Below are 22,749 nucleotides of genomic sequence, written 5' to 3' on the forward strand. Positions count from 1 at the left end.
TGAACAACGTATTAAGTATCTGTTAGAAGACAGTGGAACAAATATTATACTCACAAATAATAAAGATTCGTTAAAATTCAATAAAGAAACAGTGTTTTTAGATGAAGATTTCTATAAATATTCTATTGATAATATAGATTGTATCAGCAATTTTAATCAGTTGGCTTATGTAATCTATACATCTGGATCTACTGGAAAACCAAAGGGTGCGATGATAACGCAAAAAGGTTTAGTCAATTATATAACTTGGGCTAATAAGGTATACGTACAAGATGAAGCACTAGATTTTGCCTTGTATTCATCCATCTCATTTGATCTCACTGTAACATCTATATTTACGCCTTTAATTTCTGGTAATAAAATTCTTGTTTATGGAAATGACGAGAACGAACCTCTGATTAGAAAAGTATTTAAAGAAAATAAAGCTGGTATCGTAAAATTGACACCTTCTCATTTAAGTTTGATAAAAGATATCGATAACAGCAATTCAAGCATAAAACGTCTGATATTAGGCGGAGAAGATTTAAAGTCTGAATTGGCACAAGAGGTTAGTCAAAGTTTCAATAATAATATTGAGATTTATAATGAATATGGACCTACAGAAACAACTGTTGGCTGTATGATTTATAAATATGATTTAAATCGAGATAAGGAGACTTCAATACCTATCGGAAAGGCAGCTGATAACGTCCAAATCTATATTATGGATAACAAGCAAGAGGTATTGCCGGTAGGAATAGAAGGAGAATTGTATATAAGTGGAGATGGTGTTGCTGCAGGTTATCTGAACAGACCTGAGCTAACAGCTGAAAAATTCATGTACAATCCATATATTTCAAGTGAAAGAATGTATCGGACAGGTGATCTTGCAAAATGGATGCCAGATGGAAACATAGAATTTTTGGGAAGGATTGACCATCAGGTAAAGATTCGAGGATATAGAATAGAATTAGGAGAGATAGAGAAAGAAATTGCGAAATCAGGTAAAATTAAAGAAACCATAGTTGTTGCAAGAGCAGATGGAGATAATCAGTATCTTTGTGCATATGTAGTTCTAAAAGAGGAAACTGATATCAATGAAATTCAAAACCATTTATCAAATGAGCTTCCTGGATACATGGTGCCATCAGCTTTTGTTGTCCTTGAAGAAATACCGTTGACAGAGAATGGAAAAGTTAACATTAATATTTTACCTGCTCCAAATGAAAGTTTAGATAGAGGGAAAGGGTATGAGCCTCCAAGAAATGACTTAGAAGAAAGACTCGTTCACATATGGGAAGGAATCCTCAATATCAAAAAAATAGGCATCAATACCAATCTATTTGAAATAGGAGCTAATTCCTTAAACGTCATGACATTTGTTTCAAAGCTATACACAGAGCTGAATTTCAGAGTTCCATTTAAAGATATATTTGATAAACCTACCATTCGTAGCTTGTCGACATTCTTGGAAAATGCTAAAGAGTTGTTAAAAGATTATACAGAAGACTGTATCCAGCTCAGCAGCTCAACTTTCAGCGATAAAAAGTTATTTTGCTTCCCACCAGCCGCTTCATTAGGAATAGCATATATGGGATTAGCAAAGCACTTGGAAAAATATTCAGTTTTCAGCTTTAATTTCATTAAGTCCGAAAGCCGGATTAAACAATATGTTAATATTATAAAAGAACATCAACCTGAAGGACCTTACACGTTAGTTGGCTATTCGGCAGGTGGAGTGCTTGCATTTGATGTAGCAAAAGAATTGAATAGGCAAGGATATGAAGTCGAAGATCTAATCCTAATTGATTCTACGTATCGAACAGATGTTGAGAAAAACCTTTTAACAGAAGAAGAATATAAGAAAGAACTGTACGATAATTTTGATCTTGAACAGTATAAAGATTTAGAGAAATTAGTGAGTGATTATTTAATAGATTTAATCATGAAATCTTATATATATGTTCAAGGTACAATTACTAATGGCAGGATTGATGGGAATATAAATTATATTAAGTCTGTAAAAGAAAAAGATGAGGAAAATATCTTGCTTTGGTCAGGTGCAACCAAGAAGAAATTTAGAATAATTCAAGGATTCGGCACACATATGGAAATGTTATCAAATCTAAATCCTGATATCCTTGAAAAGAATGCTAAAGTTATTGACGAAGTATTATCATTTGAAACTGTATAATTCTTTAAAGAGTTGGCATTTTGTAGAAGAAATGCCAACTTCTTCGTTGAAATAAGATGTATAAATCATATAAAAACGAGAATGAATACTCGTTGAGTCGATAACATTACTTCTAATTCTCAAACAATGAAAGCAGGTGTCATTATATGAAACAAATCCGGGTTCTTATAGCTGAGGATGAAAAAGAGATTGGGGATTTATTGAAAAAATATATAGAACGTGAGCTGTATATGGTTGATGTTGCAATGGATGGGGAAGAAGCCCTATCGTTGTTTGAAAAAAACACTTATAACCTAGTAATATTAGATCTTATGATGCCTAAAATTGATGGGATTGAGGTCTGCAGAAAACTAAGAGAAAAAACAAATGTCCCAATACTTATGATTACTGCCAAGGATCATGAAGCTGACAAGATAGTCGGTTTAAGCATAGGAGCAGATGACTATATTACAAAACCATTTAGTGTGAATGAGGTGGTTGCTAGAACTAAGGCTCTAATGAGGAGGTTTTTAATATTAGGAAGCGATAATGGGTTACAAGAAAAAACACTATTAAAATTTAAAGGGCTCTCTATTGACATGAAGAAATATATTGTTTATATAGCAGATGAAGAGATTTCCTTGACTGCCAAAGAGCTTGAATTACTGAAATTTATGGCTTCTAATCCGGAACAGGTTTTTACGAAGTCTCAGCTGTTTCGCAATGTTTGGGGTGACAGCTACTTAGAAGATGATAACACGGTAATGGTTCATATACGAAAGCTTAGAAAGAAAATTGAAGTGGATCCTTCAAATCCTCTTTTTATTCAGACGGTATGGGGGATAGGATATAAATTTGTAGGTGAGAAAGATGAATCGTGATAAGATCACTTCTCTTATTATTCTACAATTATTGCTGATTGTTGGAATTTTTATATCAGATTGGAGTACCCAACAAATTGGGCTGTTAAAGCTCACAATATATGGTGTCCTGTTAATTTTGTCAGCTATGCTTCTATCCATTAGAATCAGGTTTATCAACAGGCTAAAGCAAATAATTGATGTCACGAAACGCGCAATAGACGGAAATTTAACAACAAGATTATTTTCAAATGAAGATCACAGATTTAATGAAATGATTTTTTCTATAAATGAATTAATTGAAAAGCTTGAAAAAATACAGATTGAAACCATTCAATCTCATGCAGCAAGAAAAAGTCTTCTATCAAGTATCTCACATGATATACGAACTCCACTTACATCCATTATAGGATATGTTAATGCTTTGAAAGATGATATAGCTACTTCTGATGAAGAAAAGAAGGAATATCTAGAGATTATTTCAAAAAAATCTAGTAATTTAAAGCAATTGATTGATAAAATATTTAATATGGCTAAACTGGATGCGGATGAAGTCCCATTGCAAATAGAATCTATAGATTTAGCTGAAATAACGAGAGAATTGTTGATTGAGTATTTACCAGAAATTAAAAGAAATGAATTAGAATTAAAAATTAATATCCCTGAAAGTAAATGCTTAATTATGGTCGATCGTCTTAGTATCATCAGGATTATAGACAATATTTTAAAAAATGCCATTCTTTACGGGAAAGAGGGGAAGGTACTGGGGATAGAACTTATAGATAACGAAAAAGAAATACAATTGCTCATTTGGGACAAGGGGCCTGGAATCTCAAAATCTGAATCAGAAAAAGTATTCGAAAGAATGTATAGAGGAGATCAGTCGAGAAATTCTATATATGCAGGCAGCGGATTAGGGCTCGCAATTGCTAAATCCTTGATCGAGAAAAATAAAGGAAGAATATGGGTGGAAAGTAAACCATCTAACAAGACGACTTTTGGAATTGCATTCACTAAAATTAAATTAGGCTTTGTTCAATAAATTAAGCTTCAACTAATGTATAAACCAAGTTTAAATATGTGCAAGTATTACTCAAAAAGTTTATATTTTGATTTTAACCAAACATCTTTTCGTAGATTCTCTTCACAATTTTATTATCGCAACAGATGTGGCAGCAGCGAATGTACCAAGTCATCGTCTATTAATTGATCAAGTAGATTCATTAAAAGAATTATTTGGGCAATATTTTTATAAAGTTAGTTGAACTAAATTAAATAACTTTATTGTTACTGAACATTTTTTGTGAGTGAATTAATGGGAGCAAAGAAAATATAGCTGATTTAAAAGAAACAATCGATTTATATAGACTAGCTATAGATATTCCAAAAAGTCACGATATTGAAGATAAATATGAAACAGATGTATTTATGAGCATTTTGGATCGATAATACAATAATTTAAAAGAAACCTATGTAAGTATGGTGTTGTCAAACTAATAGGGGGCGTTTGTGTAACAACATTAGAAAATGATCAAATTTTTTTATAAAAACCAAACTTAAATCTGCTGAAGAAGAATCCAGTTTGATCAATTTTTTTAAAATTGGATCCTTTTTATTTATCTTGAAATATGGCTTTACGAGGTATTTTTGAGCAAACTTTATTTCAAAGCTACAGCTGTCAGTATCTTTAATTCAGATGGTAATTCGTTTGAAATATTCGCAATCTTGGCAACTACAGGTATATCAGGTATAGCTTGGGTGCTTGCAAAGAGTGATATTTCTTTAGAAAGAGAAAAAGAGTTATTGAACAAAAACAAAGCCGATTTTGTCGATTTGAAAGAATTACGTACACAAGATAGTAATGATTTAAGTGGAAATCAAGAGTTAATTCGAGAATTAGAAATAATGAAAGATGAAGTTGAAAAAATGAAGTAGTATAAAAGCGATTTTGTGGTATAAGGCACTCACTGCCCATCGTTTTTGAGACAATAAGAAAACACCTTATATCACAGCTAGTTGACGGTATTCTACCAGAGACTGGCTGTTTAATTTTGTTTGAATACAGGTATGGTTATAATAAGTAATATAGTTTTTCGATGATGTAGATCACATTTGCATTCGTTGTGCGATAGATTCCATCGAGATAGAACGTTTCAGACTTTAGCGAGGAGTGAAACGTTTCAATTGGGGAATTATCAGCGGGCGTACCCTTTCAGGACATGCTCATGGTAATCCCTTTTTCTTTTACTACTTTTTGATAGGTATATGATGTATAGACAGAGCCTTGATCACTATGCAGAATACAATCCTCAGGTAATTCTGGCAGCTGGTTTAACGTATCTAATACAAATTCAGTTCGATCTGCTTTATTTGATGTTTTTTTATATATTTAATTATATAAATGAGTATATAAACATGCCATTTTATATCCTAGAATAAAGCTCGATAGAATATATAGATCATGTAACGCCGGCTCTTTGTTTTTCTGTTCTGATGGGCGAGAGATATATTTCCATATTTTTCTCTCTTGGTTCGTCCGTCTGTTTGAACCCCTTAGTGACCCGCTTTTAGCTTATATGGTGGTGGAATGTTATTTCAATTTTTGAACTGTCCACCTTCAGGCGCGCGGCAAACTCTCACCCTCTCTTTCGATGAAATGTAATCGAAAGATTAAATGATTCGAATACATAAAATAAAATCGAAACATTTAATATTCAATGCAATCGAACCATAAAATGGTTCGAAAAATAAAATGAAATCGAAGAATTGAATGAAAAAACCATGGTTGTTCAAGGAAAAATATTCAAAGGGAAGGATAAGCAGCTACGCCAATAGAATACATATTCTATCGAGCTTTACGAGGAATGCTATTATAACTATATATAGTGTTCCCTACTCAAAAGGAGATGAATAACATGGCCATAAAAAGAAAACAGGAAAATGTAAGTGTAGAAACCTTCGGTCTAAGCCAAAGAGAGTTTCTTACCCTATTCCTGCTGCATGAACTACAAGAGTCGCCTGGCTATCCAGCTGACCTTCATCAAAAGCTAAAAGAGACGTATACCGGTAAAGTTCATAGTTATGACTATTTGTGTAAAGTCGCTAGACAGCTTGCTGAGAGCGGAGATTTACAATTAATAAAAGAAACAAGAAAGAAATACTATTCGACAACTGCCAAAGGGGACGAGTTGTATAAATGGTATCAAGAGAACTTTAAAGAACAGCTAATAGAAGTGAAGAAAGTCATTGATCGTTTTGTTTATGATCTAACAGGCTCAGGTACATATGAACCTGTTAAACATGAGCTGCCACAAGAGCATAGGCACTATTTCTCTAAAATGGTTTCTGTGATGGATCTCGTGAGATATGTCACGTTAAAAGCGGCAGCTGCTCGCAAACATGTCTATATGGGAGAAATCGCGGAACTACTAAAAACTAGGTATGGCTGGATTTCCAGTAAAGGCTATCTTTACGATCTTGCATCCGAAATGGAAGCTACTGATTTGCTTATTGGTCAATGGGAAGGCGAACGACGTACAAAACGTTACCTTAAAATAACGGATGAAGGAATTCATCATTATAAACAAATTGCCGATTCTGCAGCATATCGAGTTAAAGAAATTCAGCATTATCTTCAACAAATTTTAAGTATGTTAAATAACAGGATTGAAAACACTTCGGAGCATGATTAAATTGATTAATAGAAAAACAGGAGCGGGTAATGAACAAAATTAAGTCAAAATTTTGGCATGTTATTGAAACAGAAAGAGATTTACTACACTTTTCATTGAAAGAAGAATTTAACTTTAATAAAAGGTTAAATCACGATCATTATGTATTGTTCTTTTACAAAATAACAGTTATAGGAATATCCTCTATTTCACCTATAAAGATAAAAATGTATAGATCAAAGCAAGAGTTTCTCAAAGACCTAACACATAGTAAGGAACATTTTATAGAAATCAGAGATGAAATAGTTAATTTCAAAAAACATCCTATTGAATATCCATTTATAGGTGTAATTGAATTGACTGATAAATTCTTATTAAAAGTAGAAAAGGAAAGAGACAAACAAAAACTTATTTCCCAATTGGATAAAGCGTATAGATCACTTTCGTAAATATATCATTTTAAAAGATCTAAGTTTGTTTTTAGCCTCATTGGACCATTTGATAATACTTTCATGGGTAATAATTAAGATTGATTCAGTAGCCTTCTAGGTAATAAAATAGGGGGTTGCTGGGTTCAATAAATGAAGTCTTAATGGAAATCTGCTTAGAACTTTTAGAAGGTTATAAAAATGCCTGCAATACCCTTGTTCAATACAGTATTAATCCAAAAGAAACTGATGAAATTGTACAGCATTTAACCGCGATATGCGAAAAAGTGAAAGTTTTTGAGCAGCAGATCGAAAGCAGAAATCAAGTCATTGCAAAATAAGAAGTAGAACTATTAAAAAAGGGGATACTTTGTATTTTTTAGAGAATTTGTCAAACTTATTAATTCTCCTTACTATATAAATAACAATCGCTAGGAGGACACGAACATGAATCAAATGGAAAAGCCAAATATCCAAGGACTAGATCAATTAGATACAGCTGTATTACTTCAAAAAATGGTTGTTTTAAATGGGATGCTTCACTACGGGACCGCTGAGGAAAAATTAAGAGCTCGGATGGAATTTAAGCAGCTTCAACCTATTATGAATCGCGCGTTAAATTTAGCAGCAATGGAGCAGGCAAAGCAAGAACTAAGTGTATCAGAAGAGGAAATAAGTAATACAAAATCTTCACCATTGTACTAATGGATACAATAGATAAGTACACTCTATACCGCAAATTTAAATAATCGGAATATTCACTCTCTTTGATTGATATTAATTAGTCTGACATGAAGGAGACATAATATGAAAAGACAGGCAAAATGGGGCTTACTTTCATATATAGTGACAATTATTCTATTTATATTTACTTCAAATTACTTTTTTGAATACAGTAAAATCTCATTGTCTACACTTAACTTTTCATTACCAAGCGATGGAGATGTAGTTGCAGCGGCATTAGGTGGAGCAATGGATATTTTCATTCCAATAGCATATTTTTGTTTGATTTGTTACCTATATTATCTCTTTGCTGTTTTATTACGTCATTTCTTAATTAAAATCTCAAGTCTTACTAATAGGGGTACCGTCAGGAAAATGCGGATTTACAACGCTAGGCCCATTTTCCTGACGATTCTAACAACGTTAAGACAGTTTTAGTGGTCTTAGAGAATCTAATGAAACCATTTTTTCATAACCAATCCAGTAAACGGGGTCTCCCCTAAAATAAAGGTAATTGTTTCCACCTGCTTAAAGTGGTTTTTATGATAAAAAGAAATTGCACCATTATTTTTTTCCCATACTGCAAGCCAAAGCGATCCTTTATCTAATTGTTTTGCTATTTCAATAGCTTTATCAAGCATTTGTTGACCGAATCCTCGGTGTTGAAATTCATCTAATACATAAATTCTTTCAATTTCTACACTGTCCTCGTCATAAATCTTACTTTGAGCTTTTTCAATATTTAATTTAAGATAACCAACTAGATTTTCATTATCAAACATAAGATAGAAAAGAGAATCGGAATTAGTTAATTGTTCCGTTAATGCTTCATCTGTTAATGAGCTCTGAATATATAAAGACATATTTTTCTCTGTATTATCTTCACCATATGTATCCACAAACGTTTTTATAGAAATTTCCTTAAGTGTTTCAATATCCTCTAAACCACATTTTTTAAAATTAATCAAAATATCCCTTCCTCCTTATTTCTTTATTCACAATAAAAAATTATTTTTATTTTAACATTTCATTTTTCTATTCACGAAACAAGCTAAACGTTGTAAATCCGCGTTTTCCTGACCGTACCCCTAATAGAGATCGATATAGAATACGATAGATTTTCTAATAATCTACCAAAAGAAAAAAGACCGGTCTAGTACCGGAGGGATTGTTGAAAAAAGTCTTTAATTTCTTCTAATGTCATACCAGTACTTAAAGCAATCCAAATCAATTCTTCCCATTCTTTGTCTGACATTTTTTCTTTAATTTTCATTAGCATCTTGTCCATAATAAACCCTCCCATGAGAAAGAAATTTATGGTACATAAGTCTTATTATAAGTGATTTTTTTCCAAATTAAATACTTTTCACTTAATTTAACACAAATGTAAAACAGGTAATATCCAAAGATAGTATTTTCTAGGTTTAAAGAGGTTGCTATTTCCTATTTATTTAAACCAGAAAAATGTAATACAAATTCGAAGGTGATAAAGTGAAAAAATATGTCGTACAAGCTAGGTTAAATGATGCGGATATGAAAAAGTTTGAAGAAATTCGTTCCCTTATTCTGTTCGAACGTATTCAAGGGAGAAATTTAGTAACTCCTCATGTTTATTCTACTGGAAAATCTAAAGAGGTTACTGATGCTGATATCATTCGTTTTTTAATCAATGAATATCAATTTAAAGATTAAAACCGCTATGTAGCTAAAAAGGAGACTGAGAAATGAAGAAATACGCTGTTGCTGTATATCCACATGGTGAAGATAACAAAGTGGAAATTATTGAAGCACCAAATGATTTGATCGCAATGGTTAAAGCAGTAAGTAAGAAGTGAGAGAAAGTTTGAAAAAAAGAGATAGAATTACTGACTTATCCGTTAAGGCACAGATCGCAAGAACCTTACAAGAAAAGCAAGTTTTTTTAAACGACATGCTTTTAGAAATGGCGAAAGGAACAAGATATGAATTCGATGCTAAGGAAGTAGTAGAAGCCTATGAAAAACATTATAAGATAAGTAAAAAGAGTGGATGGTAATGAATGTTTCAAAAGATTTTACGAAATAAAATAAGCAAAGTGTTTCTTAAAAAGCTGAATTAGTTTATTAAATAAAAAAGACTACCTATGAGGAGGTAGCCGCAGTATAGAAATATGAGAGCTCCTATAATATATGCTGCTGATTACTAAAAAGTTCTAATGGTTTATAGAAAGAAATTCACTAAGCTGTTAGTTTCAGAAGAGACAAAAAAATAATTAAGATTAATCATTCTCCTTATGTATCATTAAGCATTGATATTTATTTAACAAAATATCTAATTGCTGACTATAGCTAATTGTATCAGGATGATTAAGCCCTTTTTGCATACCTGCAGCAACCATCTGGGAACGTAGTGATTGGATAGCATCTTCTAAGTTGTTAAGTGTCATATCTTGTATTTGCATAGCTTAACCTCGTTATATTTGAGAGTAAATATCTTTGATTGAAGATAATAATCCCTATTATAGCTTTGTAATTTCAAAACATTATATTTTCGACATTTCTTCTTAAGAAACGACAAAAATAAAAAGTCGAAGATATGAAACAAAATGATAGATCAGTTGATTAAAAAAACACAGTTTTTCAACTGCGCTTTAAAAAGAGAAGATATTAATTCCAATTGTACCTAAGAAGAATTTTATAGCTATGGTAGTTACGACTAGACCAATTATCTTTTTCACATTACTTGCCCTTTTTAACTAATACGGGCGGTGGGTGATGTTAGTTTCATAAAAATTGATTAGGAGGGAAAGAGGATAAAGTCGAATTTTCTTTCGATAGTAACGGAATTGTTGCAACTGATTTTACTGAACATGATTGGGACTTTAAGAAGCTAGAGCATCTTATTTACATGGAATACACCGGTTTAAAAGATAAGAACGGCCAGGAGATTTATGAAGGGGGATATTTGTAATCGTGAGATATTTGCCTTTAATGAAATTAGAACTTTTACTGGACAAGTGAAAATGTTCGAAGGATGTTGGTGGATTGGCACTGAAACGGTAGCAGTTCCGTTGTGGGATGAAATGCATGAACTTGAAGTGATCGGCAATATATACGAAAATCCACGGTTATTAAACTCTTGAGTAAATATGTTTCGGGGGAGGTGCAAGGGGGCTAATTCCAGCATCAATATAAGAAATTGGCTTCTCCTTGCACTATGTAGTGTTAACATACCTAAATTTGCTACTAACGAAACATGTTAAACAATTCAGCTTTATAGCGTGGTACAAGGTCCAAGGTCGCTAGGCTAATTAAAGGGAATTAAAAAATTAGTCTAACCTTGTACCAATAATTATTATATCCAACCTTGATAAAATAATTCGTTTCATAAAAAAAGACTACCTGTTCGAAGGCAGCCAGGATTAGAAATATATTTCTAAATTAAATTTCTTTTTTCTTCACAGTCCATTGTGTCGAGGAAGTAGTATGTTTGTTTAATTTCTGTACTAGTAACTGTGCAGCAGAGAAATCATTAAAAATTTTATCTAAGTGACTGCTTGAGTCCTTTAAGGTTTCTATTATTCCATTAATATTTCGTATCAGTATGAACATAAGTCACCTTTCCAATTTTGTAGATTAGATCAAAATTTGTTAAAAGCTATAAATGAGACCCCATGTATAAGCTGTTAAGGAGTATACAGCCTTTAGATAAAAGACTGGGATAATAACTACTTACAGTAGGAGTAAAGTATGCAATCTGTGGATCTTTCTTGGGAATTTATAATTTTATAATAATTATATAAGAAAGGTAAGCAGTTTCAGAAAATCAGAAAGACCCATTTATAGTTTAAAAAAATTGTCGCAATTAGGAATAAAGGAGGGAGTAAAGAAAAAAAGACTACCCGTAGGGAGATAGCCGCAGTATAGAAATATGTGAGTTCCCATAATATACGCTGCTAGTTACTAAAAAGTTCTGACGATTTGAAAATTATTAAGTAGGATTTTTAATAAAAAAGATCTCTAAAATTATAGAGATCTCCAGACTTTCTCATGTCGTTGCCATCGACAATCAAATTATATGCTGCTAGTGATTAGTTCAGAATGTTAATTTGTAGATCCTAAGTAAAGTTGCCCCAAGCAGTAAAAAAGACTACCTGTTTGAAGGTAGCCATGAGTAGAAAGACGTTTCTGAGTTCTATTTATAATATGCGGCGGATTGATAAAAATGCCTAAGTATTAGGAAGTTTGATTTACTAATCAAAATGATACATCAATTCATTAAAAAGCAAAGTCCATAAAGATTCAATAAAAAGAGCACTTTGCTTGAAAGATACCTATTCTTTTTTGTCAGGTATTTGTAAGTGTAGTGGAGGAAGAATTAACCACCCTTTTTCCTTATTTAACTTTAAGAATTTAGCACCTAGTTGAGCTTTAGCCATATGAAATTGACCAAATAATAATGCGATATCTTCTCGAATAGATTGTCCAATTATTTGGCTACAAGATACTAAGCCAGCTGCAATATCTTTTGAAACTGCAGCGCTTATCTCAGGATCTGTAAATCTAGCTCCTACAGGAATACTTTCGAGATCAGCTGTTGGACGATCTGCAGGTGAAGGTGGAAGACCGACACCATTTACTTTCAATAATTCTTCAGTTTGGTTAATTTCTTGTTTTAAACCTTGCATAGCTTCTTCTAAAAGTTTTTTGAGGTCATTGTCACCAGTGTGATTAGCAAATGTTTGGTAGCCAGCATGAAGTCCTTTTGCAGTAGTCAAATAGCTCCAAATGCCAAAGACTTCACCATAATGCAAAGGTTCGTTTTGAGGATTACCAGCTAAAATTCCCATGAAAACACTCCTTAAATTGAAAGACATAGATTCTTTCTCCTTTTGTTGGATATCCAACATCCACAAGGATTAGTGTTTGAATGAAAGTTGGAAAATATACCTAATTTTTCAGGGGGGAAGTAAATACAATAAGCATTGTGTTCACTAGAAAGGAAATAGCATGAATATATTAATAGAATTACTACAATTACCTGCTACATGGTTACTTTTATTCGCACTACTTGTTGTTATAGCCATAGTAAAAATCGTTAAATCAATTGTTGGCAAGGTGATTGGTATTGTTTTCGGACTAATTACACTATCAAAAATTATCAGTTTTATTAATGGTCAACCATAACTCTAAGAGCTGGAGCAAGAAATAGAGCGAGATTGCACGACATTCCATTCCATAAGAACCCACTTAATTGGATAAATTTTGTCAAGTTAGTAATTTTCTCTTGTGATGTTTAACCTTCAGCTCTATAATGATAGGTATATCCATTTTTATTTTATCTTCACTCACGCGAGAGAAGAAACTATTTTTAAACGCACTTTATTCAAGTGATTAAAACTACTTATTTGTAGTTTATGTTTTTAATCATTTGAATGAGGTGCGTTTTTTTGTGTCCTCAATCAACAAACTTTTTTAAGGAGAGTGTAAATAATGAAGATTCACAAGCCTTTCTTTCTTGCTTTATGGGCATCTTCAGGATTAAAGGTCATTGCCTATTCTATGATAGACAATTGGGCTTTAGCTGCTAGTAACACGTTGTATATGCTCCTATGGGCCTGGATACTTCAAGTTCTTTTCAGGAGAGAGGAGCATGCAGAATGAAAAGTACACATGTGTTATTCGGAGAAGAGACATACCTCTTACAATCTAAGAAAGATGAGATTATCAAAAGTAATCTCTCTGCAGAAGAAACCATATTAAATGTAAGTGTGCATGATGCAAGAGAAACTTCTATTCAGGAAGTAATTGATGACTGTCAAATGATGTCCTTTTTAGGCGGGAAACGTGTAATCGTGGTTAAAGATTGCTATTTTCTAACGACAGAAAAGGTTAAAGAAAAGATTGAACATGACATCGATCGATTACAGTCTTATTTAGAATCACCTAATGAAGAAACAGTGTTAATTCTAATGGTTCCTTATGAAAAAATGGAGGGTCGTAAAAAAGTAGTAAAAAACATGAAGAAACTGGCGGCCGTTTATGAAGGAAAACCACTAGCAAGTTATAAGCTTTTTGATTGGATTATAAGTTTCACCAAGCGAGAAGGGATCTTAATCAGTAACGAGGCAATTAATGTCCTAATTAATTATGTAGGTTCTAATCTATTTCAGTTAGAACAAGAACTTAGGAAAATGGCACTCTATATTGGGAAAGAAAATGAGCTGCAGAAAGAAGATGTTGAATCCCTTGTTTCAAAAACATTGGAACAAGACATATTCAAACTCATTAATAGTGTTGTAAAAAAAGATTTACAACAATCATTTGAAATACTTGAGGATATGTTTAGACAGGGAGAAAGTTCAATAAAAATCATTAATCTTATTGCTCGCCAATTTAGAATTATTTTTCAAGTAAGAGAACTAAATGGGCAAGGATTAAGTAAAGTGGAAATGGGCTCGAAATTAAAAATTAGCCCTTATGTAATTGGACTTTCTTTAGATATGATTGATAGTTATCAGTCTAAAGAACTTCTAAGTATATTGTCTAAACTATCTGAATTAGATTATCAAATCAAGATTGGTCAATTACCAAAAGAAATCGCGTTAGAGACTTTTATTACACAAGTCTCATAATACAATATAAAAACTTTTTTAAGGAGTGTTATTTTATGAAAAACAATATGGGGATCTATGATCAAGAAAAAGTAATGGACAAAGTAATGGAGAATGACATAATTCGTTTCCCTAAGAGAATTAATGAGCAAATTCATGGTGATTTTGTGAGGAAAAATATGCATGCAGAGATCCAAAGACATGGACATGCTAGAAATATCCAAGCGAAAGCAAAACAAAGAGCAGAAGAGGACCGCGCATGGAATATCTTTGCGGCTTGTGTTGTGGGGATTTTATTTTTAACTGTCATTTTTATTGGAGGATGGATTGACAGCATGTAATGTGAATAATCATAAATCAATAAACGATTTTTAACAGAAGCAACCTATTTAGGTTGCTTTTTATTTTTAAGGAGGATTTAAAATGACTCAAACATATGATGAAGTTTTCTTAGATTGGATGTTTAATCTTGATGAAAAACGAGGTAGTTAAAGATGACAGCTTTCCAGTTGTCTACAGCTCTATCATTACAAATTTAATAATATGTTGATATAAGACTTATTATTAAAGAAAATTTATTTTGATTAAATCAAATTTAAAGGTGCGTGTAACTATGTGGAAAGGATATTTATTTAATATTGCATCGATTCTAATGATGGGGATAGGCCCGCTTATATCGAAATTCGGACTTCTTAATATTTCTACTTCTGTTGCTTCTGTAATTAATGCTTTAACAATTATTCTTGCAAGTTATATTTAGGGGAAAATAAGTAAAAAATCCGTAAATCTATATTTAACAAAAGATGTGACTATGTTAGCTGTTTGTAACACAATAGGAGTAATTTTAATGTATGTTAGTTTAGATTTATTATCTCCAGTTGAAATAGGATTTTTAGGAAGATTTTATACAGTTTTTGCGGTAATACTTGCCTATATTATTCTAAAGGAGAAAATTACATCCTCTGAGTGGTTACTAGTTAGTTTAGCTATTTTAGGAACATTTATGTTTATAAATCCTTCAGATAACAGTGATTTTAACATTTTAGGTATTGTTTCAGCTATTTTATATACTTTCTTTTTTGCACTTAGTAATATCCTAATAAAATTAACAATAACAGAAGGAAGAGAGTCCAATTCTCTTTTATTCACAAACAATGTATGGACTTTAATACTGGTATCAATCTATTTAATTACATTTAACAATAATTGAATTTTAAATCTTTCTAGTGTTAGTTTAACAGCTATCGCAGCATTAATGACAGGTTTCTTAGGGACATTGTTTTTATATGAAGCTTTAAAGAGGCTTCGATTCTCCGTAGCTAATGTTATGAGAGCTACTAGTCCAATTATTCTAGCATTTGTTTCTTATCCTTTTTTTCCAGTGAAGTTAACTACTCTTAATATTTTTGGTGCCGTAATTCTTATCTTATCAGTTCTAATTATAGGGGTAGTTGATTTTAAAAAGCATTCAACACTTAATAAGAAGAATTCTGATGAGACTGCACTGGAGAGTTAATAGGAACGTTAATTAATATAATCATTTACATGAGATTTAAGGAATTTTTTATTTCTTTTAATAAAAACTCGTCAATAAACTTCAGATTTAAAAACACTTAAAGAAACCTATTCTTGAAATTTGTTAATAAATTAGATAATATAAAAATATTGGTAACAAGGGAAGCACCCACCATTTTTGGTGGGTGCTTTTTCTTTTTTTAGGAAAATGAAAAGGAAAAACAGCTGCACTTCAATTCACTGGTAAAGAAAAAGTACTACATACAAAACTAAATTAGTACTTAATAAAAAATTCGAAGTAGTGCTTGAATTTGCAAACGAGAAAAAATAAGAGATCCATGTTTTATTAGGGGGTGAATAAATGAATTTATCAATGTTATTCTTTTGCACATTACTTTTAATATTTGTGTTGGTATTCTTTAGGTCACTCCTTTTCTTTTATAAGAACTTCGCTCCACTGTCTAGGAAGAGATATTCGGAGATTTATGAAGAAATAGAGCGGATTAGAGAAAGATTAGGGATTAATAAGCCTGTTTATCTAAAAGTGAACAGCAGCCGGCTTTCGGAGTCATATCTTACGAATGGCTATGTTATCGGAAGAAATGTAATTTTAACCAATACATTAATAAAAGCGTGGAATAAGCATCCCCATATTGTTAGAGGAATACTAGCTCATGAAATGGTCCATATCAAATATAAAGACAATAGATACAGAGGATATCATGGTCTACTCAAAGATTTAGGTTCTAAAACAAAAACAGCACTTATCTTACAGAGATTAGAGCAGACATAGAAGGTAACGATGCAGCTCAATTAAAAGATCACGAAATGGATCACGCCCAGAGATTGCTTCATAAGTTTAATAAAAATAAAGGCAAAGAAATTCAATATAAGAGCAGTTATCCAGTTGACAACAAATAGCAGACCTTTCTAAAAGATATAAAAAATTTAATGACGTTGCTTTACATGAAATTCTACTGGATTTTTGTAAGATTATGACCATTAAAAATCACGATAAATTCATTAAAAAAGTAAGAAACAAACATATAGAAACAAATTTTTCATAAATTCTTGCGTTTTTTGCGATATAGGGAACGACATGGGAAAATAGTAAAAAATCTTACTAAAGAGGTGCTTATTATGAACTTAGAAAATTATCCTCGTACTCAAGAGTTACTCCAGATAGTTAATCTGGAAGATAAAGCGGATCACATCAAATGGTTATTTTTTTATAAAGAAGACGCAGCTGTTCACTTAGCTAAGGCATATCTGGTTACACTAGCAAGTATGTCTTCTGACATATTGGTAAAAGAAAAAGCAAAAACATGGACCGATCAACTTTACATTACTATCGGTCCTAAACTACACAGTTTTGCAAAGGAAGAAGCTAATGCCAAAATGGGGTATGAGACAGAAGATATTATAAAGCTATTTAAGCATATTTCATTCGGTGGTATTAAATATACTCAACAACTAATTAACTTTGACTAAGTTCCCCTAATCTGAATAGTAAGAGGAGAAGAAAAAATGGAACAAATAACAAAAAAGTATATATTTTCCAATAAAGGTTACTGAGACTGATATTAAATTTAGGAGAATAGACGGCATTTTACCTAAGATAGATGAAATCCCCGAAGAATTCTTTCAGGAAGATAATAAATGGAATAAGATCATCTCTAAATGATTTTTTGAAGGGATTAGAGGTGCCAAATTTAAGTGTAGGGAAGGAATTATTTTATCTGAAGCACTTCGTCATATAATAGCTATTCTAAAGTCTTATCATCCTCAACATGAACATAAGATAGCCGGGTGAGTATTTTTATTAAATTCTTTCTTTGAAGATATAACTCTTAATAAATAAACAAATTTCTAAAAATCCAACTCTTATATAGAGGGAGAAGAGAGGGTGTTAATGTGATTTTAAAAAAGGATTTCAGAGGTAGCCTATTAACAGAAGGAGCAAGTGAGTATTATGATAATAGTTTATTAAAATAAGAAATCCTAATTAATATTTTATTTGAAGGGAAGTAATTAAACTATGAAAAAGAACACATTTAGTTGGAAAAGAGCTATTCTATTACTTTCACTCGGAAGCATATTTACTATAAGTGCATGTTCCAGTGAGGAAGAAACAGCCCAGCAGGTTGATGAACAAACAGTTAATCAAATTAAAGACTTTACTACAAAATTCGATGAGTCATTAGGTCAGGCAAACAAACAGCTTAATACATTTAATGTAGCATTAGATGGATTATATACTGGACAAGTTTCTTCTGAGCAGTTTGTTAAGATTTTAAGTGGCAATATTGAAAATTCTAGGTCATTAATTAGTACCGTAGAAAGTTATAGTGTAAACCCTAAGGTTTCTATATATCATCAAAATCTCCTCAAGTATTTAAATCAACAACATCAACTTTTCCTAGATTCTGTGGAAATGGCCAATCTTGAACAAATAGACAAAAGAAGTCTCCGAGAGGCTTACTTTCAAGTGAAGAATAATCAAAATGAAGTAAGAAACATATTTATTAATGGAGAAAATAAAGCTATTTAATAGATTAAAACCTCATCACAACACCATGATGAGGTTTGATTCATATACATTAATTTGGAGAGTTTCCATAATTTCCACCTTTTTTAAAAATCACTTTGTTGATAACTTAAATGGTACGTAAATTATTTGTAATTACCTTCATTATTCAAATAATTAACAGTATACTAATTAAAGTTACAACAACATGATTAAAGGAGTTTAGAATTCTATGAATATAATTCAACTCGGCTCTAACATTCGAAAAAAGAGAAAAGAAAAAAATATTACTTTAAAAGAATTGGCTCATGGTATCTGTTCCATTGGAAAAATGTCCAACATAGAAAATGGATTAACAAAGATTAAAGAAGAAGAATTAGAACAAATTTGTCTCCGTCTTGGAGTTCCAGTTAGTGAACTAGTAGATGATAGTGAAATACTTGAGGAAAATCGATATAAAGAACATCAATTAAAAATAACAGAAATTGAGAACTATATTTTTCTGGAATTTTACGAAATTGCAAATGAATTAATAAGAGAAGTGGAAAATGATACTGAAAACTCAACAGTAAAATGCCAAATTACATATTTTAAGTCATTGATCCATTATAAAAAGAAGGAGAACCATAACGCTCTTTTTAACTTATATAAATTATTAAATATAAAAACATCTAACAAAGTAGAAATAACTTATCAAACCAAAGCATATAATCTAGTGGCCATTATTTTATATTATATCGGAGATTTTAAATCTGCATTAGATCATCTAAATAAGGCTCTAGATATTTCTAATGATAAATTAATTGCACAAAATCTCTATTATAATTCGGCTCTCGTTTATGCAGCACAAGGCTATTCATATAAGTCCCGCTTAACCATAAATAAAATGGATAAAAAACAAATAGCCAGTTCCTATGAAATTCAATTTTTATCTACTTTGTTAGCAATGATTGATGGAGATCTAAAGGGAGCTATTGAAAAAATCATAAGTCTGCGTTCCAGCTTTCTTGTTGAAAGAGACAAAGACCTTTTCATTAAAAGTAATATAGTCTTATTATATTTACAGGAAAAACATCCTAATGAAACTAAAAAATATACATTTGATTTTTTGAATTTTATAGAAAATTGGTTTCAACTTAGAGTCGATGATTATAAAGGTACTGAAGAGATAATGGTTACCTTCTTATTAGCTCTAACTAATCTCACAATGGAAAAACAAGAATTCTCTACAACTTCACTTTTACTAGAATATTTATTTAGTTTAAAAGAATACTTTCATAATAAACAAACATATTGTTATCTCTATTATATTAAAGCAAAATTAATGGAAGCTACTAGCCCAAATAAAGAAGAGCAAATAAAGTTACTTAAGAAAGCCATAAATGAAGCCGATTTAAATACTCATACATGGTTAAAAGGAATTTTATATTATGAACTAGGGAAAGTACAAGAATTAGAGGATACATATTTTAAGTTAGCATCAGAAAATTTTTATCATTCACTTTTATATAAAGAGTTTAATGTTCTGACAATTAGAAATATGCTGCCTAAATTTAAATATTATTGAATTTGGAAAGCTTATAAAAAAACCTTTTACTACTTAAATTCCACCTAAACAATAAAGGATATATACAAAGAATTTAATAAGAAGCTAATAGTCATTTTTATGAATATTTTAGAAATATTTTCAGATACTTTTATTTCTTAAGTGAATTGTTAGAGAAATCCTACAGTTTATAGGTCTTCTATTAAGAGAGGTAGATATTATGCATAAACTTGCTTTTTCACACTTTTTGTTTTCTTTCGAAGAAGATTCTTTATATTTAATTAATAATTACGGTAATTTACTTAATACCATAACAAACAGTACACTTGAAGAAACCTTTTTAGAGACTTTAAATAGGTTAAAACCCACTTTAGAAATAGATGAAGAATTTCATTTTTCTTTGGAGACAGACCAGCATATTTTCACTATATTTATTCAAAAGAATCAGAAAGCCGGTAATTATGATGGATACATATTTGAATCTTCTTCTTTACATCTATTACTGAAAAACACAAAGATTTCATCAAGAAAATTGTTGATCTATTCCCATTTAAAAGAGGCATTAGAACAAGAAGAATTTCATTTAGTCTTTCAACCGATCATTGATGTGTCGAAAAATAGTATTGTTGGAGCTGAAGCACTATTAAGATGGAAAGGTTCTAAAATTGGAAACATAACAGCCAGTGAACTTATTCCCATCTTAGAAGAATCAGAATATATTCACCCAATTGGTTACTGGATTATTAAAAAAGCTTGTAAAGAAATGAAAAAGTGGCATCTTAAAACAAAACTCAATCTTGAACTACATATAAATATAAGCTCTAATCAATTAAAAGCAGCTAATTTTGGTACAACTTTTCTGTCTATTTTAAAAGAAGAACAGTTAGATCCCACTCTGTTCACGTTGGAAATCACTGAACACAGCTTTATGGAGCTAGACGAAAACATATTGAATAATATTCACCTTTTATCACAAAATGGGGTATCTTTTGCCATTGATGATTTTGGTACCGGATATAGTAATTTTAATAACTTAAACCAATTACCTATTAGTACAATCAAGATTGATAAAAGTTTTATTATGAATGCATTAGATAGCGAGAAGAACATAGAAATCATTGATATAATGATTAGTTTATCTAAAAAGTTGAAAATTGATGTAGTAGCAGAAGGAGTAGAAACAAAGGAGATTCTTCAACTACTAAGAAACCATAATTGTAGCCTTATTCAAGGTTATTATTTCAGTAAGCCGCTTCACTCCTCAGTATTCCTAGATTACATAGAAAGAAATCAAGTTTCTTAATCAGTTAAATCTATAGAGACAGTTAAAATCTAAGCTATTATGTGGTAAAATTACTATATATTAATTTTTATTTTACCTGGACCAAGCGGACTAGGATTTCTGGTACAAATATTGCGCTCAACAGAGTGATCGTTTATTTTTCTCAACGGTTACTTTGTTGAGCTTTTTTGTGTTACAAAACTTTTTTAAGGAGGAAATTTTAATATGTCATTTACTGTGGAATATAATCGGGTGATTTATAAAAAAGACCGGCATACGATGGTGTTACTGGTTAAACAAGGAGACTCTAATGTATATGATTCTCATTCTAATTTAAGAGCAAAGCATTGGAGATTAGCTGCAGCCGGATCTGAAAAAGAATTGTGGAAAGAGATAGGGATACGTTCAGGAAGTACAGAAGGAGGAGCCTTGCAAAGAGCGAAAGGTTGGAACGAAACCGTATGGTGGAAAATTGAGGATTACATCAAACTATATCGCTCTAAAATTGCAAATGCTAAGCCGATTGATTTGTTACTAACTGACTTTTCTCTAACCCTGGTAATCGAGAGAAATCCACATTCAAAGAATGCTGATTTAGATAGTCATATCACTTCTATCATCGATGACTTTCAAATACCATATGTTCAAACTAATCACTTTGATACTAGTAGATTGGTATATGAAAAACCAGTAGAAAATCAGATGGAATTATACACTTATTTAGAGAGAATTCCTGTGAATTTTTATTCAAAAGATTTCTCTATTTTTTATAAAGTGAATTGTCATAAAACGCGTATTTAGGAGAAGAAGACATGATTATTGAAAAAAACCGAAAAGTTTACCAATTAAGCGACAATGTGAATGAAAAGAATTTATTATTGCTTATTGAAACCTTTAGCGGCTGGGAAACAGTAGCTAAAGGATGGGCGTATAATCATTGGGGTAAAATCGGAGAACGTGGAGGTCTTGCCGAAGCCGGAGAATTAAGATTTGAAGGCAAGCTCAAAACAAGCATTGAAACTTATATTGAGACTTACCGAATGTTATTCAGGACTATAAGCACCATAAGGGAGCTATTTGAAGATTTTCAGGTAAAAGCAAGTATTTATATGAAAGAAGATCTTTCCATGTATCGCATCAATCATCTTCAAAAACTAATTGAAGATAACAGCTTTCAAATAATATCTAATAATTTCTATGAGAAGATCCTAACAGTTAACGATTCCCACTTACTTAAAGAGAATGATTTAACTTTATCTTTTAAGCCTATTAGAGAGATTCCAATTATTAGACCTGCTCTTCAAGAGGTACAATTAGAGATTTTTTGAGCAAACATAGCATAGCTGCTATTCTAATTAAAAATTCATTTATATGAAGAGAGCAAGTATCCTGTTTGTTATTTCCTACAGAGTACTTGCTTTTATTTTGTTAAAAACACATCGATAAAGTTGGA

The 22,749-nt window shown here is 31.4% G+C and carries 30 protein-coding genes and 1 pseudogene; 26 read left to right on the top strand and 5 right to left on the bottom strand.

Annotated features, from left to right (window positions below):
- The 5 genes from BFA01S_RS09420 to BFA01S_RS09435 form a co-directional block, all read left to right on the top strand.
- A partial coding sequence (locus BFA01S_RS09420; protein WP_156483578.1) for a non-ribosomal peptide synthetase occupies positions 1–2,173 on the top strand: 2,173 nt, incomplete at its 5' end.
- 146 nt (positions 2,174–2,319) lie between these two features.
- Entirely contained in the window at positions 2,320–3,033 is a 714-nt protein-coding gene (locus BFA01S_RS09425; RefSeq protein WP_066228950.1) for a response regulator transcription factor, read from the top strand.
- A complete protein-coding gene (locus tag BFA01S_RS09430; RefSeq protein ID WP_066228953.1) occupies positions 3,023–4,054 on the top strand; it encodes a sensor histidine kinase in 1,032 nt (343 codons plus the stop codon). The genes BFA01S_RS09425 and BFA01S_RS09430 overlap by 11 nt, the downstream gene beginning before the upstream one ends.
- Positions 4,055–4,121: 67 nt before the next feature.
- Positions 4,122–4,277, top strand: a complete 156-nt coding sequence (locus tag BFA01S_RS22380) for a hypothetical protein (RefSeq protein WP_156483579.1) — start codon at positions 4,122–4,124, stop codon at positions 4,275–4,277.
- A 382-nt stretch (positions 4,278–4,659) separates the two neighbouring features.
- On the top strand, positions 4,660–4,947 hold the full coding sequence (locus BFA01S_RS09435; protein ID WP_066228956.1) for a hypothetical protein: 288 nt from the start codon (positions 4,660–4,662) through the stop codon (positions 4,945–4,947).
- A gap of 66 nt (positions 4,948–5,013) precedes the next feature.
- On the opposite strand, the pseudogene BFA01S_RS21860 reads toward BFA01S_RS09435, so the two are convergent.
- Positions 5,014–5,368 (bottom strand): annotated as a pseudogene (locus BFA01S_RS21860) (transposase); the annotation flags it as partial.
- Positions 5,369–5,927: 559 nt separating this feature from the next.
- Here BFA01S_RS21860 and BFA01S_RS09440 point away from each other — a divergent pair.
- The 4 genes from BFA01S_RS09440 (at position 5,928) to BFA01S_RS09450 (ending at position 7,816) form a co-directional block, all read left to right on the top strand.
- The gene (locus tag BFA01S_RS09440) at positions 5,928–6,704 is read left to right on the top strand and encodes a helix-turn-helix transcriptional regulator (protein WP_066228959.1); all 777 of its coding nucleotides are present in this window, start codon (positions 5,928–5,930) and stop codon (positions 6,702–6,704) included.
- A 29-nt stretch (positions 6,705–6,733) separates the two neighbouring features.
- Positions 6,734–7,132, top strand: a complete 399-nt coding sequence (locus tag BFA01S_RS09445) for a hypothetical protein (RefSeq protein ID WP_066228962.1) — start codon at positions 6,734–6,736, stop codon at positions 7,130–7,132.
- Positions 7,133–7,248: 116 nt separating this feature from the next.
- Entirely contained in the window at positions 7,249–7,452 is a 204-nt protein-coding gene (locus BFA01S_RS22385; RefSeq protein WP_156483581.1) for a hypothetical protein, read from the top strand.
- A 106-nt stretch (positions 7,453–7,558) separates the two neighbouring features.
- Positions 7,559–7,816 (top strand): hypothetical protein, encoded by a 258-nt coding sequence (locus tag BFA01S_RS09450; RefSeq protein WP_066228965.1) that lies wholly within the window; start codon positions 7,559–7,561, stop codon positions 7,814–7,816.
- A 470-nt stretch (positions 7,817–8,286) separates the two neighbouring features.
- On the opposite strand, the gene BFA01S_RS09460 is transcribed toward BFA01S_RS09450, so the two are convergent.
- Entirely contained in the window at positions 8,287–8,802 is a 516-nt protein-coding gene (locus BFA01S_RS09460) for a GNAT family N-acetyltransferase (protein ID WP_066228972.1), read from the bottom strand.
- Positions 8,803–8,987: 185 nt separating this feature from the next.
- Complete coding sequence (locus BFA01S_RS22390; protein WP_156483582.1) at positions 8,988–9,122, bottom strand: SinR repressor domain-containing protein dimerization; 135 nt, start codon at positions 9,120–9,122, stop codon at positions 8,988–8,990.
- Between the two features lie 203 nt (positions 9,123–9,325).
- Here BFA01S_RS22390 and BFA01S_RS09465 point away from each other — a divergent pair, with 203 nt between their 5' ends.
- On the top strand, positions 9,326–9,526 hold the full coding sequence (locus BFA01S_RS09465) for a hypothetical protein (RefSeq protein WP_066228975.1): 201 nt from the start codon (positions 9,326–9,328) through the stop codon (positions 9,524–9,526).
- 151 nt (positions 9,527–9,677) lie between these two features.
- Positions 9,678–9,869: a hypothetical protein gene (locus BFA01S_RS09470; RefSeq protein ID WP_156483583.1), complete on the top strand. Its 192-nt coding sequence runs from the start codon at positions 9,678–9,680 to the stop codon at positions 9,867–9,869.
- A 222-nt stretch (positions 9,870–10,091) separates the two neighbouring features.
- On the opposite strand, the gene BFA01S_RS09475 is transcribed toward BFA01S_RS09470, so the two are convergent.
- Positions 10,092–10,274 carry an aspartyl-phosphate phosphatase Spo0E family protein gene (locus tag BFA01S_RS09475; RefSeq protein WP_066228984.1) on the bottom strand — a complete coding sequence of 61 codons (183 nt, stop codon included), beginning with the start codon at positions 10,272–10,274 and terminating at the stop codon, positions 10,092–10,094.
- Between the two features lie 383 nt (positions 10,275–10,657).
- Between BFA01S_RS09475 and BFA01S_RS23430 the strand changes: the two genes are divergently transcribed.
- Entirely contained in the window at positions 10,658–10,783 is a 126-nt protein-coding gene (locus tag BFA01S_RS23430; RefSeq protein WP_268874847.1) for a YopX family protein, read from the top strand.
- A complete protein-coding gene (locus BFA01S_RS09480; RefSeq protein WP_066228987.1) occupies positions 10,764–10,955 on the top strand; it encodes a YopX family protein in 192 nt (63 codons plus the stop codon). Before BFA01S_RS23430 ends, BFA01S_RS09480 begins: the two co-directional genes overlap by 20 nt.
- Before the next feature lie 1,191 nt (positions 10,956–12,146).
- Here BFA01S_RS09480 and BFA01S_RS09485 read toward each other — a convergent pair.
- Positions 12,147–12,662 carry a DUF3231 family protein gene (locus BFA01S_RS09485; RefSeq protein WP_066228990.1) on the bottom strand — a complete coding sequence of 172 codons (516 nt, stop codon included), beginning with the start codon at positions 12,660–12,662 and terminating at the stop codon, positions 12,147–12,149.
- 643 nt (positions 12,663–13,305) lie between these two features.
- On the opposite strand from BFA01S_RS09485, the gene BFA01S_RS22795 reads away from it, so the two are divergent.
- The 13 genes from BFA01S_RS22795 (at position 13,306) to BFA01S_RS09535 (ending at position 22,624) form a co-directional block, all read left to right on the top strand.
- Positions 13,306–13,476, top strand: coding sequence for a hypothetical protein (locus BFA01S_RS22795; protein WP_169800455.1), 171 nt, complete (start codon positions 13,306–13,308; stop codon positions 13,474–13,476).
- A complete protein-coding gene (holA, locus tag BFA01S_RS09490; RefSeq protein ID WP_066228992.1) occupies positions 13,473–14,447 on the top strand; it encodes a DNA polymerase III subunit delta in 975 nt (324 codons plus the stop codon). Before BFA01S_RS22795 ends, holA begins: the two co-directional genes overlap by 4 nt.
- 35 nt (positions 14,448–14,482) lie before the next feature.
- The gene (locus tag BFA01S_RS09495; protein ID WP_066228993.1) at positions 14,483–14,767 is read left to right on the top strand and encodes a hypothetical protein; all 285 of its coding nucleotides are present in this window, start codon (positions 14,483–14,485) and stop codon (positions 14,765–14,767) included.
- A gap of 272 nt (positions 14,768–15,039) precedes the next feature.
- Positions 15,040–15,186, top strand: a complete 147-nt coding sequence (locus BFA01S_RS23235; protein ID WP_235843001.1) for a hypothetical protein — start codon at positions 15,040–15,042, stop codon at positions 15,184–15,186.
- Between the two features lie 51 nt (positions 15,187–15,237).
- Positions 15,238–15,636, top strand: coding sequence for an EamA family transporter (locus BFA01S_RS23240; protein WP_268874846.1), 399 nt, complete (start codon positions 15,238–15,240; stop codon positions 15,634–15,636).
- 33 nt (positions 15,637–15,669) lie between these two features.
- Positions 15,670–15,942 (top strand): EamA family transporter, encoded by a 273-nt coding sequence (locus BFA01S_RS23245; protein ID WP_488212636.1) that lies wholly within the window; start codon positions 15,670–15,672, stop codon positions 15,940–15,942.
- A 360-nt stretch (positions 15,943–16,302) separates the two neighbouring features.
- Positions 16,303–16,734 (top strand): M48 family metalloprotease, encoded by a 432-nt coding sequence (locus BFA01S_RS09505; protein WP_066228996.1) that lies wholly within the window; start codon positions 16,303–16,305, stop codon positions 16,732–16,734.
- 347 nt (positions 16,735–17,081) lie between these two features.
- The gene (locus BFA01S_RS09510) at positions 17,082–17,432 is read left to right on the top strand and encodes a hypothetical protein (protein WP_066228999.1); all 351 of its coding nucleotides are present in this window, start codon (positions 17,082–17,084) and stop codon (positions 17,430–17,432) included.
- 547 nt (positions 17,433–17,979) lie between these two features.
- Positions 17,980–18,492: a hypothetical protein gene (locus BFA01S_RS09515; protein ID WP_066229002.1), complete on the top strand. Its 513-nt coding sequence runs from the start codon at positions 17,980–17,982 to the stop codon at positions 18,490–18,492.
- A gap of 208 nt (positions 18,493–18,700) precedes the next feature.
- Positions 18,701–20,035, top strand: a complete 1,335-nt coding sequence (locus BFA01S_RS09520) for a helix-turn-helix domain-containing protein (protein ID WP_066229005.1) — start codon at positions 18,701–18,703, stop codon at positions 20,033–20,035.
- 199 nt (positions 20,036–20,234) lie between these two features.
- On the top strand, positions 20,235–21,317 hold the full coding sequence (locus BFA01S_RS09525; protein WP_066229008.1) for a putative bifunctional diguanylate cyclase/phosphodiesterase: 1,083 nt from the start codon (positions 20,235–20,237) through the stop codon (positions 21,315–21,317).
- Between the two features lie 204 nt (positions 21,318–21,521).
- Entirely contained in the window at positions 21,522–22,097 is a 576-nt protein-coding gene (locus BFA01S_RS09530; protein ID WP_066229011.1) for a hypothetical protein, read from the top strand.
- 11 nt (positions 22,098–22,108) lie between these two features.
- Complete coding sequence (locus BFA01S_RS09535; protein WP_066229014.1) at positions 22,109–22,624, top strand: hypothetical protein; 516 nt, start codon at positions 22,109–22,111, stop codon at positions 22,622–22,624.
- Positions 22,625–22,749 lie beyond the last annotated feature (125 nt).

The sequence above is a fragment of the Metabacillus fastidiosus NBRC 101226 genome, from assembly GCF_001591625.1.
Taxonomy (GTDB): domain Bacteria; phylum Bacillota; class Bacilli; order Bacillales; family Bacillaceae; genus Metabacillus; species Metabacillus fastidiosus.